The organism is Microbulbifer salipaludis, assembly GCF_017303155.1.
Taxonomy (GTDB): domain Bacteria; phylum Pseudomonadota; class Gammaproteobacteria; order Pseudomonadales; family Cellvibrionaceae; genus Microbulbifer; species Microbulbifer salipaludis.
This window is the reverse complement of record NZ_JAEKJR010000002.1, coordinates 311,380-327,359: the sequence shown is the minus strand read 5'-3', so window position 1 is coordinate 327,359 and position 15,980 is coordinate 311,380. Positions and strand designations below refer to the sequence as shown.

At 59.5% G+C, this 15,980-nt stretch carries 2 protein-coding genes; both read right to left on the bottom strand.

Features of this window, described 5'->3' with window-relative positions:
- Positions 1-24: 24 nt before the first annotated feature.
- The gene (locus JF535_RS07060) at positions 25-5,184 is read right to left on the bottom strand and encodes an OmpA family protein (RefSeq protein WP_207000692.1); all 5,160 of its coding nucleotides are present in this window, start codon (positions 5,182-5,184) and stop codon (positions 25-27) included.
- Positions 5,184-15,644, bottom strand: coding sequence for an isopeptide-forming domain-containing fimbrial protein (locus JF535_RS07055; RefSeq protein WP_207000691.1), 10,461 nt, complete (start codon positions 15,642-15,644; stop codon positions 5,184-5,186). Before JF535_RS07055 ends, JF535_RS07060 begins: the two co-directional genes overlap by 1 nt.
- Positions 15,645-15,980 lie beyond the last annotated feature (336 nt).

Below are 15,980 nucleotides of genomic sequence, written 5' to 3'. Positions count from 1 at the left end.
GCCGGTGGCTGCGCGCTGAAGGGCTTAGAACTTACCCACCATATTGATGAACACGCCCTGGCTGTCGTAGTCGAGGTCGGTCAGGTCGTCAGAGAAGTCGGTAAAGTTGTAGCCGATACCCGCCTTGAAGTTGCGTCCCATCTGGCGATACAGCGCCACCAGGGCACCGCTTTTGCGGTCGCCGGCATCCGGCAGATCCAGCAGGCGCCCTTCGATCAGCAGATCCCATTTGTTCACGAAGTGCCAGTCGGCACGCAGCACATACAGGCTGGCAGCACTATCGAAAAACTCCGGGTTTTCCCGCTCCATACTCAACTGGCCCAGACGATAGGCGTACTTGGCGCCCAGGGTCCAGCGCTGGGTCAGATCGTAATTGGTGTCTACCGAGAAAATGTGGCTCTTCTGTACAAACTCAACGGCACTGCTGCTACTGCCTGACGTTACCAGCACCTGGTCTCTGGTTGGCACGTTGTAGAAGTAGGTGTATTTCAGCAGAGTATTCCAGCGATCATTGTTCACCGGGCGATAGGCGTAACCCATGACACCTTCGGTGAATTTGCCATCGTAAAATTGGCCCTGAGAACTTTCGCTATCGGAGTAATTCAGTTTGCCCACAAGGCGCCAGTCCGGGCTGAGCTGGAAACTGAGCGTATTTTTTAACAGCCAGGTTTTGCGCTCGTTTTCCAATACGCTCTGCGGGTCGTCCTCGGTGCCGCTACCGGAAAGCATCTGCATGTTATCCACCCGGTATTCCACCGCGCTGGACAGACGCAGGCTGCCATCGTTGAAGCCCATGCTGGCGCCCATGGCGCGGCGCTCGGTTTCGGCGCCGGTGCGCGGATCTTCCAGTGTGCCCGCTTCCAGGCTGGTGCCGTAATTCCATTGATCACTGGGAGCCAGGTCCACACCCAGGGCGTGGGTGAGGCCGGTGGACACATCGCCGTGGGTGTAGCGCTCCTCACCGTAAATACTCGTGGTATCACTGAAGCGGCTGCGGAAGCCGCTGTTCAGGTTGCCCTTGCGTGCCCGCACCCCGGTATCCGTGCGCTCATTGTCGAGGGTGTAATTCAGGTAAAGATTGGTGCGGTCGGTTACCAGGAAATCGGTCCCCAGGCGCGCGGCGGTGCCGGTATCGCCACCGGATAGCTCACTGTCGAGGGTCAGGCGATCACTCACCCGGTAAGCCCCACCAAAACCAACCCGGTTGTTTTCATCCCGGTTGCCGGACAGCTCCGCGGTGCGCTGCACAAATCCGAAGGCGCTCCAGTCAGCACCGGAATCGTAACTGGCCTGCACCGCCACATCGGTGCGCTCGCCCTGCTTTTGCGTGAGCGGCACCACCGGTGACAGGTCCTCGCGGGAATCTGCGCGGGCAGCGGCGGCAAGGCGCCAGCGGTCGCTCAGGCGATAGCCCAGTTCCACATCGGTGGCTTCGGTCTGCAGCCCCTGCTGCTGTTCACGGGTATCGGTCTTGAGGCCAATATCGAAACGCTCGCCAATGGGCACGCTGACGGCAGCACCGTACTGCTCTGTCTCGCGGGTGGCCAACTGCCCCGGTGCCGCGAAACCCGCTTCACGCTGCTGCGCGTAAACCGAGGCGGAACCGCGCATGCCCTCGAAGAAATCCCCCATCTGCACGGCGGCTTCGAATTTGCTGGCCCCGGCCTTGGCATCCGGATCCAGCGGCGTTTGCACTGTATTGCCCTGATCAAAGCCACCGGGACTAAAGCTGTAACCACCGTCGAGGGACGAGAGGCTGTTGAGGGTATTCCCCTGGCTTTCCGCCACTTCCACTTTCATCCAGGTGCCGGCGGTTTTGCGCAGGGTAAGATCCACACCGTTCAGCGAGGACTCGTTGTCTTCCTCGTTCTGCTGGCTGACGCTTACCCCGATCTTCACATGATCTCCGGCCCAGTAATGCGCGCGGCCACCCACCGCCAGGGTATCCAGATCATCAAAGCCCGGTGTGTATTCGTAGCGGGCCACCAGATATTGCGGATTGCCGTTATAGGAGCCGTCCTGCACGATCAGGTTGTCGTTGGCGATGGCAGAGAGCGGGCGGTTCAACAGAATGCGGCCCTGAATGTAATCCACATCGTAGTCGATCACCGGCGTGAGGTTTTTCACCCCCAGCACGATGCCGGAGTTTTTATCCCGCACCTCTACCCGCAGCCGTTCGGAGCCGGTGAGAATATCCTGGTGACGCATGTAGTAGAGGGAACCACCGGTTCCACGGAATTCATCGCGGCCGGCAACGGTGCCCGGCTCCGCACTAAAGGCATCAACCTGGAACCGCTTGTCCCCAAAGCCGGTGACATCGTCCGTCTCAAAATGGAAATTGGCCCCGTAGAGCGCGCGGTCGATATGTGCCAGCTCGTTGTCGGTGTAGGACGCGTTGAAGTTACCCCACAGGCCGTAATCGTCGTAGTTTTCCAGTTTGATGTAGAACTTGCCGGATGTCGGCGCGTCCTCCACCACGGTGGAGTCGTCACCGAACGTCGGATAGTAGAGATCGCTGTCCAGACGACGAAACAGCGCGTCGGGGTTCTTTTCCATGAAGTTGGTGAACAGGTCCTCTACCGGACCTTCCTCGGTGTCGGCACTCGCCGCAAGACGCCAGCCATCGCCGAAGCTACCGCTGGTGTAGAAGGCCAGGCGACCGTCGTAACTGGCGGAGTTGTCGTAGTGGGTTTCGTCCCCGGTTACCAGCGCGGCCGGGCCGTTGGTGTCGTCCCGGGCAACGGTAAGGTCGGCAATGCCCACGGTAAACCAGTCGTCCCGGGTAAACTCCAGATCCCGCAGGAACAGCTCGCCGTTACCCGCATCATCCAGTACCGCCACTTCCACGGTGTGCAGGCCCTTGGCAAAAATTTCTTCGGCAACAAAATCACCACCGCTGCTCACCGGCACCTCGCGCCCCGCCAGCCACACGCTGTGGTTGGTGGGAATGTCCGAGCCGTTGACCAGCACCGCATTCCCACTGACGGGAATATTCTGTTCCGCGAGACGGTTTTCCCCGTAGCCCACCAACAGTTCCTGCTCGGTGGTGGCCTCCTGCAGCCTTGGTTCGAAATTGTCCACCAGCCAAAGGGTCTGCGGCCGGGTTTCGTCGAAGCGCTGCTTCCAGTCATACACGCGCAGTAGGTACTGCAGTTTTTTCAGCGGTGCCTGGTAGGACTCGAAGTCTGCGTCCCAGCTGCCCTCACCGTTCTGATCCAGCGTGACCACGGCCAGCGGCTCGTCGCGCAGGGACTGATCTTCTTCAAAGATGCGCACTTCCGCACGGGTAATAAACGACGGGTAATTGGTGTAGCGTTTGAACTGCACCCGGCTGTCGGCGATTTCCGTCTCCGGGTCATCGGCATAGCGGATGGTGCTCGGGAACGCGGTGACATTCAGGCGCGGCTGCATGGCCTGGTTGTCAAAGCGAAACTGGATATTGGCACTCTCCAGCGCCACATCGGTACAACGCTGCAGGTCCGCGGAATTTTTGTAGGGATCGTACTCCGGCGCACCGTCTACCGTGATACGCATCAGGTTCAGCGCGTAGGGGTTATGGGCTTCCGCCTCCTGCTGAATGCGTTCGATTTCCAGCCGGTCTTTTTCCGCGAGCACCGCAAGTTCATCGTACAGCACCTGCACTTCCACGCGCGCGCCATCCATGTGGATAAAGCCGGTCTGCACCACGTCGTTGGACTCCACAAAACCGCGGCCTTCAAATTCCACCTGCGCGTCTTCCAGGTCGAGGTGCTGCTGTACCGCACGCATGGCCTTTTCCGCACGCGCCGCAGACAGACCCACATCATCGCCGTAGACCATGGCCTCGCGGCGCTCCATGCGCTTGTTATCGCTGTAACCGACAAAGCTCAGGCGCACATTCTGCTTGCCCGCCACCTCATCCATCAGGCGCTGCATCTGCGCCAGTTGTGCGCTGGAGATCTGCGGATCACCGCTGTTCAGGAAAATCGGCGGGATATCGCCGGTGGGTGACTCGTGCGCAATGGTAATGGTTTCTGCGGCGGCGGACTCCGGACAGGCCTGCAGGCCGTCGGCCGCAGTTTCCAGCAGGTCGTCGTACCAGAATTCCACTTCCACACGGCGGTTCAGGGCGCGCCCCTTGGCAGTGTCGTTTGCGGCGATGGGTTGGCTGGAACCCTTACCGCTGCTGGTCACCATGTAGCCCGGCAGATTCAGCTGATCCGCTACCGCCAGTGCCACCCGGCGTGCTTCCGCACGAGACAGGGCCATCTGGTCATCGTAGAGCTCCGCCGGGCCTTCTGGCAGCGGCTTGCCATCGGTGTGGCCGACGAAGTGAATGGTGAGATTGGGCTTTTCCAGCAGGGTATTGCGCACTTCCTGCACCCGGCGCACAAACGCGGCCGGCAGGTCAACCTGGCCGGGCTGCAGGCGCAGCGGGGATACCAGATTTTTCAGGCGTGCGCGTTTGTCGGCGCCCGCGGTGTAACGCAGTTTACACACGGTTTCCTGACGGCAGACCTGAACGCGGTTGAGCTGGGCCGCCTCGGCACGGCGCTGTGCGTCGCGAGCCTGCTGATCCAGCTCGAAATAGCGCAGCTTCACGTCCACGCGCCGATTGAGCTCGCGGCCCTTTTCCGTGATGTTTTCCGTCAAGGGTTCGCTGTCACCACGCCCCTCGAATACCACCGCGTTTTCCGGCAGCTCCAGCGCCATCTGGAAATACTCGGCTACCTGCTTGGCGCGCGCGGCGGTAAACGCGACTTTATCGTCGAACTCGCCCTGCTCGCCCTCAGACAGGGGCTCGCTGTCGGTGTGCGCGGTGAAGACCAGTTGCAGCTCGTGGGCTCCTTCCAGTGCCGCCAGCTTTTCCTGCAGCTGCGCCACCAGTTCCGCATCTATCTCGTCATCGACAGTGCGATAAAGCAGTGGCGGCAATACGTCGCTTTCCACCACCGGCTGTTCCGGGTCGATAAAGGTTTCCGCATCCTGTACCCACAGCTGGCCGGCAGCGGGGATCAGGGTGGTCTCGGTATTGCTGCCGAGGGGCTTGTCGGTGTAATCCCCCGCGCTCTCGAGTTGCGGTGACAGGCCCGGGATTTTCTGCCACCAGGAGGCGTCGTTGCCACCGTCGTCCTGGGCCAGCGCTGGGCTACTCGCCAGCGCGGCAACGATCACGGCCAGTTTATAGGTTGAAGGACGGAACATTAGCGGGCTCCTCCCTGATCATTACTTCCGATCATGCGGTTCACACTGCGTTTGAGCCCGTCCAGCACACTGCCGCGCTCGGGCGGCGCGCCACGGCGCCAGAAAATCTCGGTTTCAATATTGAGCGGATAGCAGCAATCCAGCGCCGCCCAGTCTTCGGCTATGCGGGCCTTGATCGCGGCAAGGCGCGCGTCGACCAGTGCGGGATCTTCATTCTCCGCCAGGTACGAAAGGCGCAATAGCGAAGGCGCCTCCTGCAGCCGCTCCAGCAACAGCTCGGTGCGCGAGTGCCACTGCGGACGCAGCTCGGCTGAGCCTGGTTCAAACACCGCTTCCGCCAGATCCAGGCGTACTACGCGGTGCAGGCTGGTACCGAAGTTGAACTCCAGCATCTTGCCTCGGGTGGCGCGCTGAACCCGCGGGTTTTCCGTGGTCAGGCGGTAGCCGCTGGGCAGGCTGCGGTCGTCCAGCTTCAGCACGAAGTTGGAGCCGCGGTCCGGGTTCGGCACCGCCGCACAGGTAATGTGGAAACGGCCGTGGGCATCGGTGGTAGCGCGCAGGCCCTGCGCCGTCACTACGCGCGCTCCGGCGACACCGCCTTCACCGTTGTCCTGGTAACCGTTGAGGTTTTTATCGTCGTACACCTTGCCGATCACATCGGTACAGTCGAAGGTCGGGTCGGGTACCACGCGCACGGTGGCCGACGCTTCACCAGACAACTGTTGTCCGGAAAGCCCATTGAACATACGGGCACGGTTGATGTACTCACCTTCTCCCACACCGGAACCCACCACCAGTAACAGCTTCATGCTGTGAGTTTTTTCAGGGTCTGCGCGCAACTGCGACCACTGTAATTGCAACCCATTAACCTCAGGCTCCATGGGCACGCCGTCGAGGCTTGCCGAGCCGGCCACATACTTGAAGCCTGCAGGGAAGTAATCCACCAGCTGCAGGTCCGTCAGCGGTACCGGCAGCGAATTGTTGAAGGCGATGGTGTAAGGCACCAGCTGACTGCGCGTGACATTGAGCATGGCGGCGGTTTTGGTCAGCGCCAACGCACCGTCCAACTGCGGATCCAGCGCAATGTGGTTGTTAAATAGCTGACTGCTTCCGGGTTGATTGCTGTCATCCAGATTCAGGCGCAGGTAGTAATCGGTCTCGCTACTGCGCGCATCGATATCTACAGGCGGTGGTGTCGCCGAAGACTGCACTTCACAGTGGTCTGGCGTTGCCGGATTTCTGTCCGCCGCACTGCCGAGACATGCCGCCACATCGAAACTGCCGGTATCCACAGCGGTTTGCGGCGGGATGATTTGCGATGGGCCAGACACGTAGTTGTCACTGGGCACATCCACTTCGATCAGGTAGTCCGCGTTGATCGCACAGGCGGCACTGCTGAAGTTGACATCGAACTTGTAGAAGCCGCCGGTGAGCGTGACCTGATTTTGTTGCTTGGCATCATCGAAACAACTGTCCGGCAGCGGCTGCCCACTGGAGGCACTCAACAAACGCACCCGTGCACCGTTGACCGGCGCACGCAGTACGGAGTCGTAGATGGCTCCATTGGGTGTAATCGGCAGGTTCAGGTTCTGCGGGTTCGCGCCAGACTCCACATAGATATTGAGAATCTGCTGCGGCCCATTGGTGTATTCGGAGCTGGCGGTACCGAGAGAAGCCGTGCTGCCACTGGCATTTGGGGCGCGATAACGAATCTCGTAACTGATGCCTGGCACATTTGCGCCGTCCATGTTCGGCACCAGCCCATCAAACACAAAGAAGCCATTTTCGTCGCTCGTTACGGTCTCCAGCAGCGAATTGTTGAAGTACAGCTCCACATTCCAGTTACTGAGCAGCGACTCGTTCGTGTCGAGTACTTCATTGAAGTTGCCGTCATGCCACAGGTAGCCGGAAAGATTGGCAATGCCGGGGGTGCCACCGATATCGATGGCAACGCTGGCCTCGTTGACCATCGCCGGATCGTTCCACTGCACCTGGGCGGTGTTAACTACCGAAGTGCCTATCGCCAGATTCGGGCCCAGGCGCGCCTGGAAACGCAGGGTGGCGACTTGCTCCGGCAGAAGGTCACCGTAGTTGGTACTGTAGTCCACGGTAATGACGGAGCCGTTCACCGCAACACCGCCGGGCTGGCCATTCACCTGCGCAGAATCTGCGACATAGGTGAGCACACCATCACCCGCGGAAAGCAGGTCATCACGAATCACAATAAGACTGGCCGGCACGCTGCTGATATTGGTTACCCGCACCAGATATTCCAGGACCTTGCCAGACTCGGCGTCACCACCACCGACTACCGCGACCTCTTTGGTGATCGACAATTGCTGGGCGTCTCCCACCACAACCTCGGTGGGCTGGGCACCGTTACTGCTGTTGCCGTCGGCATCGGTGAGCGTGAGCGGCATTTCGACACTGTACACACTGCCCTGGTTGCTGATGATAGTGCCGCGTTCGGTGTCCGCGTTGACCATCACATCAAACTCAACCACGGCGGTTTGCGCACTGGTAATAATGCCTTCACCGGTCGCCGGTAATGGCGGCGTCAAATCGTCACTGCTGATCGCCAGCCCGGCGACCAGTGGGGACGCACCCGCATCATCGGCGACAGCAGTCCCATTCAACCTGGTGCTGTTGGCCACATAGCTGGTGCCCGCAGGCACCAGGTCAACCAGCCGTGCTTCACTCGCATCTTTACCGCCCAGGTTGGTAACGGCGATGGTGTAACGCAATACATCTTCCGGATCCACAATACCGGCAGAGATGTTGTCGACCACCAGCTGTACAGTCTTGGTGGCAACCAGCAGCGGCACATCACCGACAATATCAACGGTGGGGTCGTCCACGATGGTGGTCGCAGGGTCATCCGATGGCCGCTCCGCGAACCCACCGCTACCTGCGCCATCGCCGTTGGCGAACGCCTGGTTGGAAATCACAGTTCCGTCGTTCACGTCGTTGATCACAACATCAAACGTGATCACCGCCGGCGCCGCGCCACTGGCTGCGGCAACCACAAGCCCGCTCTCTTCACCCGGCGTCTGCACAGGGATACCGGTGGCCAGTGCGGTAGAGCCATTAACATCCGCAACCTGTACACCGTTTAACGTGGTGGAATTCGCCACATAGGTGGTGTTGCCCGGCACCAGATCGCGCAGGACGGTGTTGATGGCGTCTTCACTACCGGTATTTTCCACAGTGAGCGAGTAGCGCAGGCTGTCGCCCGGTGCCAATATCTCGGGGTCACCGGTCAGGTCCTGTGAAGTTTTCTGTATCGAAAGCCAGGGCGCGGAGTTGATCAGAGTTTCGGTCGGGTCTTCACTGCCGCCCACAGACGGATCATCACTGGACGCAAACACCACGTCGCTCATGCTGAGCTGCGCCTGATTGAGTACCACGGTGCCGCTGGTAATGACCGGCACCAGATCCGCGTCAAACGTGACGGTGATGGTATCGCCCGCTTCTCCCGCCCTGGCAATCGCCAGGTCGGCTACCTCAAGCAGACCACTGGCCTGCGCCCCGCCGTCGGCGACTACATTGACCGTCGCGCCAGCAGGTGCGGAGACATCGCGCAGTGAATTGACCTGGAACATCGCGCTGCCATTCAGGCGATCCAGTTCGTCACGCAGTACAAATGCGTCCAGCGGCACATCGCTGACGTTCTGAATTTCAATGCTGTAACGCAGGTGATCACCGGGACTTGCCTCTGCGCCGGACTGGCCGGTGGTCACGTTGAACACCGATTTACGCACTTCGAGGATCGCCGACAGAACGGTGAAGCTATGGCTGTCCTCATGATCAACCACACCGGGGCTACCATCCGTCAGTGCACGCTGATAGGCGAAGCGCTCTGCGGCTGCCGCTTCGGCACTGAACCATTGGGTAGCACCGGCGATATTGGTCAGGGTGGTATCGTTGATGTTGTCGCCATCCAGCTCAACCTGATACACCAGGGTCAGCGCATCGCCCGCTGCCAGTTCGTCGTCGCTCTGCAAACTCGCAGAAAATTCACACGTCGGTGTGCCGTCAACAAAGGTTACCGCGAAGTCGCCGGGGGCCAGAGATACCGTGGAGCCATCGGCTTTCAAGATCGCCGCAGACTGAATCACCGGCTCAACATCGCACATGCCGCCCGGCTCCGGATTGGGCAGCCAGTCGGTCAGTGTCACATTCCACGCGCTGGCGGGACTGTTGTTGCGTACGGTCAGGGTAAAGTTTTCCGGCGTGCCCACCTGGATGGTTGCCGGGCCGGTTTTTTCCACCTCCAGTTCCGCATGCACGATGGTCACCGGGTTGGCATCGCCTCCAGTAGTCGCATCGTTACCGAGACGCGTCACACCGTTGCTATAGTCATACCAGGCGCGGTTAACAAAGGGGTCGGTGCGGCTTTGATTGTTCGCGGTATTCAATACTGCGACCGTTACCTCGACCTCGACCTGCGCGCCGGCGGGAATATTCAGCCCACCACCGGTGTCTGCAAGCACCAGGTCATCATCGGCACCACTGTTGCTCAGTGCATTACCACTGACAACATTGGCGGAAACAAAAGCGAGATCCACGCCCGTCGCCGCGAGGTTGTCCATGATGCGCACATCTTCCAGCGCAACATTTACCGGTGTTGCGGGCACGGTCAGGGTGTAGGTCAGCTGTTCACCGAGCGCCACGGAGGTCTGCGCCGACGCTTTACTCAGCACGCCGGCTACCGGCGTGGTCAGGTTAAACGTGGCGACATCTGAGGGGCCGTACTCTTCACGCCAGTCCACCAGGCTGTTGGCCGGCACCTGATCATTGTCGAAGGAGTAATAGCGCGTTACCTGCGCGCTGTTGGTCAGGGTCAGGCCGGCGCCGAGGTCGGCATCACCAGTAACTTGGTAGACCACCCGCAAGGTTTCGCCCGCCGGAATTGCAGCGTTGGCAGCGGGATCGAAGTCCCAGGTCGCGGTTCCACTGGCCAGATCATAGGTTGGCGTCAGGGTGATACTGGCCGCCGCGTTGACCAGCGTCGCACTTTGCATGCTAACCCCGCCATCGCGCAGGCCAATGGGCAATACATCTTCCAGCACCACATCGTAGGCCGGTGCGTTGCCGGCGTTGGTGATATCGACGGTGTAAGTGGCCGTCTCACCGGCCTGAATTTCGGTATCGCCATTAATAGCGGTCACCGCAGACTTACTCACAGTGAGCAGTGGCTGCAATGCATTTACGCTGGCGCTGGTGGTCAGCGGCGCACCCGGTGCGCTCCCCACCAGATAATTCAGGGTTACGACGTTGTTCAACGCCTGCGAAACAGGCTGCTGCGACAGGACGTCACCATTCAGCACGCGGGCGCGATAAGTAATCGTCAGGAAGTCGTTGGCATCGTTGCCATCCGCCGGATTACTGACCGAACCCAGATCCCAGGTAATGGTACGCTGATCGGCGCTGACGGTCGGACTGGGGGGTGTGGCTGCGGGGGTACCAAAGAACTCTGCACTCAACACGCCGATAAAGGCCATACCCTGCGGCAGTGTGTCCTCCAGCACGACACCATCGTGCTCGCCTTCAACGAGATCGATCTGTAACTGGTAATCGACGGTGTCACCAACCCGCAGATTGCCGTCGTTGTTCCAGCTATCACCCTGACGGGCCTTCTGCAGATCGATATCGTAATCGACACCGAAACCGCTGGTATCGCCACTGCAATAGGTGTTGGGCGGGGTAACGCTGGGACAGCCGGCCCCGGTGCGCTCGCGCTCACCAACATAAGTACCGGTGAGCGACGTCCAGTCCACCAGTGCACTGTTGACGATATCCGCAGCGGTAATGCTGTTTACATCGGTCTGATAGGTAACGACCAACACGCTGCCCGCGGGGATCTGCACCGAACTATCACCGTTATCGCGGCCCCAGTTCAGGGTATTGCCACTGACCGAAGGTGTCGCATTGAACCCGGCAAGCGCGCCGCCATCCAGCAATGCAACCGCAGAGCCATCCACATAACTAAGCTCCGCCGGCAGCATGTCGGCAATGTTGGTATCAAAGGCGGAAGCGTCACCCTCGTTGGTAATGGTGAGGGTGTACTCCAGCACATCGCCAGTGGCCGCAGGTTGTCCGGGGTCTGTCAGGTTGGCGACATCTTTGACTACGGAAAGGTTTGGCTCAACGACGGTGAATTCGGCCGGCGCACTACTGCCGCCATCCACAGCACTGCCACCCGCCTGATAGGTATAGGCGGCAACGTTTGCCACCGGCGTGGCACTGGCACTGACATTCTGCGTGTTGGCCACCCAGGTGGTCAGGGTGATCACCGCCTGCTGGCCCGCAGGAATATCGCCGATGGCCCAGGTCAGGTCCTGCCCGCTCTGCACCGGTACGAGCGCGAGTGCGGCACCATTCAATTCAACTGTGGCATCGACGTATTGCAGCGCCTGATCCAGCGTATCGCTAACACTCACCCCACTCAAAATACCGTTCACTGGCACACCCGGTACGGTGATGGTGTACACCACTTCTTCGCCAATGGTCGCCTGCGTTTTCGATACGGTTTTGGTGGGCGCTTCGACCTGGAAGTTGTTGGTCATCCAGACGCTGGCGGCGGCTACCGGATTAATCGCGACATATTCCCGCGCATCCGCCGGATCCAGAGTTTCCCGGGACCAGTAGGCAACAAGCGAAGCGGTGTTGGACCAGGTCTGGTCCGGCGCGACGTCGGTATAAAAACCAATTTGATAATCCACGGTGACGCAGCTGGCGGGGTCGAGGGCAACGTTCAGGGAAAACGCCATTTCGCCATCACGCCCAGCGGGTGCGGTGTAACTGTAGTCCGCCGCGTCCAGCGCGGTGCCATCAATGGCGACCACGATGCTGCTAATAGAGCCCTCATCAAGCTCTGCCGGGAGGTCGTCGTTCAGGGTCACGCCGTAAGCCGGCGCATCACCGACGTTACACGCCTCGATCGCGAACTGCATGCTGTTATTGACGATATCCACCAGATAGGCGGTGGCAGAAGACTGGCCATCGCCCACGACGCTGCCACTGGCCGGTAATACCGTTCCGGTTTTGGTCAGCGCGGTAATCTGCGGCTGTAGTACTTCCACACTGGCGGCATCGGGCGTGGTAGATGCGGCAACGCCTGTGGCGTAGATGTAACCCAGGGTGGCCTGGTTGTTTAGCACGGTGGAAGTGGGGGTAGCTGCCGGGCTATCGGCCGCACCGTGTTGCACCCGCGCGCGGTAAACAATGACGAGGGTATCATTCGCCAGATTCTGGTCTGCCGTGTTGGTGATATCACCCAGGGTCCAGGTCAGGGTACCGGTCTGGTCCGCGCTGGGTACGTTCGCCGCGGGAATATCTGCGTAGGAAAATACGCCGCTCGCGGTATAGGGTGCGCTGCTAGCACCGTTGATACTGACCACTTCCACGAACGCCAGACCCGGGTCCAACACATCGGTCACCACGACGTCGCGATTCAGCCCCTCGGACAAGGTGAGCGCCAGTTGATAGGTCACGGTGTCGCCGGCACGGGCGTTGGTATCTGCGGTGGTGGCGATGCCACTACTCCAGGTATCGCTCAGCACCGTTTTTGCGATGGCCGAATTGTCGACCGTCGTCATCAGCAGCTCGTCGACAAAAAAGTAATCATTCAGCGCGGTAGTATCCGGCGCATCATTGCCTGTGCGCTCTTCCACGTCAGCGCCATCCAGGGAGGTCCAGTCGGCAACGATACTATTGCTCAGGTCGCTGCCATCCACGCCATTTGCGGCCACCTGATAGGTCAGCGTAAGCGTGTCGCCCACCGCAATATCCAGCTCTTGCCCGCTGCTGCGCCCCCAGCTCAACACATCGCCACTCACGGACGGTGCCAACGCAGTTGTGGTGCCGCCCACAGTAACCTGTGCGCTGCCCGCCACCAGGGTTTGGCTGGCGGTAAGGGTGTTTTCAATCGCGAGATCGTAGGCCGTGGAGGTGCCGTTGTTAGCCAGCGCGATGGTGTACTGCAGAACATCGCCACCATACGCACTGGTGCCACCGCGGGAATTATTCACCACGCTGGTTGTGGCAGTAATATTCGGCTCGATTATGGTGAGCGCTGCGGTGGTGGCCGCGGTTCCCGCATCGCTACTCTGGATACCACCCTGCGTACGGCTGTAGGTGTAGCTGGCGGTGTTAGTGAAGGTAACCGCATCCTGGTTTTCCATGCGATTTTTCAGGCGCACCTGCACGCTGACTTCCGCCTGCTGATTGGCCGGAATATCGATACCGGTAACTGCTTCCACCAGCACGAGACTGTTGGCGCTGCCGGTGTTGCTCAGGGTGTAATTGACACCGTTTACCAGCGCCGTTGCGCCAACCAGTTCGAGGTTGGTCGGCAGCTGATCATTCACCTGCACATCGTAAAGCGGGGCCGGCACCGTGGCGGCAGGCACCAGAATGCGATACTCGAAAACCTCACCAATCGCCACCTGGCTGACGCCAGTGGGGTTTTGCTTGTCCAGCGTCCCAGGCGAAATAATCACGATTTCCGTTGGGTTGATTGGGTTACCCTGGGGATCGGCCTGGTTGACCACGCCATCGGCATCGTTGGGGTCATCGCTCAACGCGGAGAAAGCCGTACCACTAACATCGTCATCTTCCGCATCCATCCGCGCCTGGTTACTCACCACGTCACCGGTGCTCAGTGAATTCAGGACATTTACCTCGAATTCCACCGCAATCGAGGCGAGTGCCGTACCGGGGAGCACATCCAGGTCACCGCTCACGGTCAACAGGCCGGCACCGTTAAAGGTACAGGTGGCACCCGCCGGACAAGTCGCCGTATCAACCGCCGCGGAAGCCAGATCAAAGCTAGCCGCGTCGAGCTGATCGGTGATCACTACGTTGTAAATATTTTCATCGAGGTTAAACAGGCGCAGGCGATAGCGCAGACGATCGCCCGGTGCCGCCGAAGCAGTCGGAGACTGGCCGGTAGTGACGTTACTGACGGTCTTCTCGAAGTAGTAACCCGACAGTGCGGCGGTTACCGAGGCAGCATCCTGTTCGTCGTCGGTACTAGTAGTACCGTCCGAGCGCATACCGGTGTATTCGATACGGTCGTTGTTCGCGCTGGAATCGTTGTACCAGGCGGTAGCCGCGGCCACATTGGTGAGCACATCGCCATCTACTGGTGCTGTGGCCGACGACACATCATCCAGCTGACTGGTATACACGATCTCCAGTACCGCGTTAGACGCGAGACCACCCGCCTCATCCGTTAACGTGATGGTCATCAACCCCGCGTTCGCGCCATTTGCGTTGTAGGTCAGGGTGTAATCGTCACTCTCGGTCAACGTCACACCGCCCAGGCTAACGCTCTGTATACTCGGAGCCGTCTCCCGCATACCCACTGGCAGCAAGTCTTCGACCTCAATATTCCAGGCCGGCGACCCACCCACGTTTTGTACACTGATGGTATAGGTCGGCGTATCGGCGAAGTTGATCGCACTGGCATCGGTGGTTTTGCTCAGCACCAGATCCGGTGCAGAAATACTTAACAGCTGGGCAATGCCGTTTTCACCGGGCAGCGGATCGTAGAAGATGCCATCAATAACGCGACCAAATTCCCAGGTCGCGATATTGGTAAACGACTTGCCAATGCTGTTTAGCGGCGTGTCATCCAGCACCACCTCGAGCTCAATATGAATCTGGGCACCGGCCGGCAGAACACTCGGGTCATTGATGCGGAAGGTCAGCAAACCAGGGTTGTTTGCCGGACCGCTGTTACTGAACGAGTAGGCGGAGGGCGACATCGCAGTAATTGCACCGCTGGTATCCTCGTAAAACAGCCGCACATCCAGCAAATCCAGATCCACACCCAGGGCAGCTGCGGAAAGGTTGTCCTCAATCAGAATTCCCTGGATATCGTTCAGGGAGCCGGAGTCCTGCAGCACAGTGCCGGTAACCGGGTCGAACAGTACCGGGATGTCCAAGGTGTACACAAATGGTACACCGACCGAGACCGATGCAATCGGGTTACCGGCAAGATCAGTGGCCTGCTTCTCGATTTTTTCAACCGGGATGATCAGGTCCTGGCAGCCTTCACGTACAGTGCTGAAGTCGGAGCCATTCACCGCCCACACCGACGCCTTGCCTTCCACATTCGCACAGGCAAAGTTGCCGCCGAAGCAGACATTATCAAAAATAATCAGGGTTCCCTCGGGGGCACCGGCAAAGTTCAGCGTGGACTCAAGGGGCACATCACAAGAGAAATTCTGTACGGTACAAGAGCGGTCAATGGACAGCTGGTCCGCCGGCGCCATGGTGCGGCCGGTGCCATCGGTTGTGGTGTAGTAAGGGCCATCGATCAAGCAGCCACTGGGCGTTCCCGGGGTGCCAGGCAAAGCAGAGTCGGTGGCAAAGTCGGTGGTCTTGAAGGAAGCAGCGAGTGCGACCTGGGCAAACGCGAACGACAGGAGAAATGCGAATAACGCCCGCACCCAATTTCGGGACAGGCCGAATTCGGAGCATAAAGCCCAACCTTCCTGGCGGGAATTCGAGGTTTTCGGTCCAATCACATCTGGCTTCATTGTTTATTTTTCGTCGCAAATCAGGTTTCAAGCTCCGCGCACAGGCCGCGCGAGCACATAAACCGTACACACACTGCCCGGTGATGCGACTTTACCGATATGCTGAAAATGAGGGCGTGAAGCAAGTCAAAATTGCTGCAGCCAGAGGGGAACTTTTTCTACGTTTGCCAATTAGTTCTCAAGTAAAGCTCAGGTAACTTCTTAAGAAATGGCAGAACCACCCAGGGGAGACCTGGGTGGTTGTTT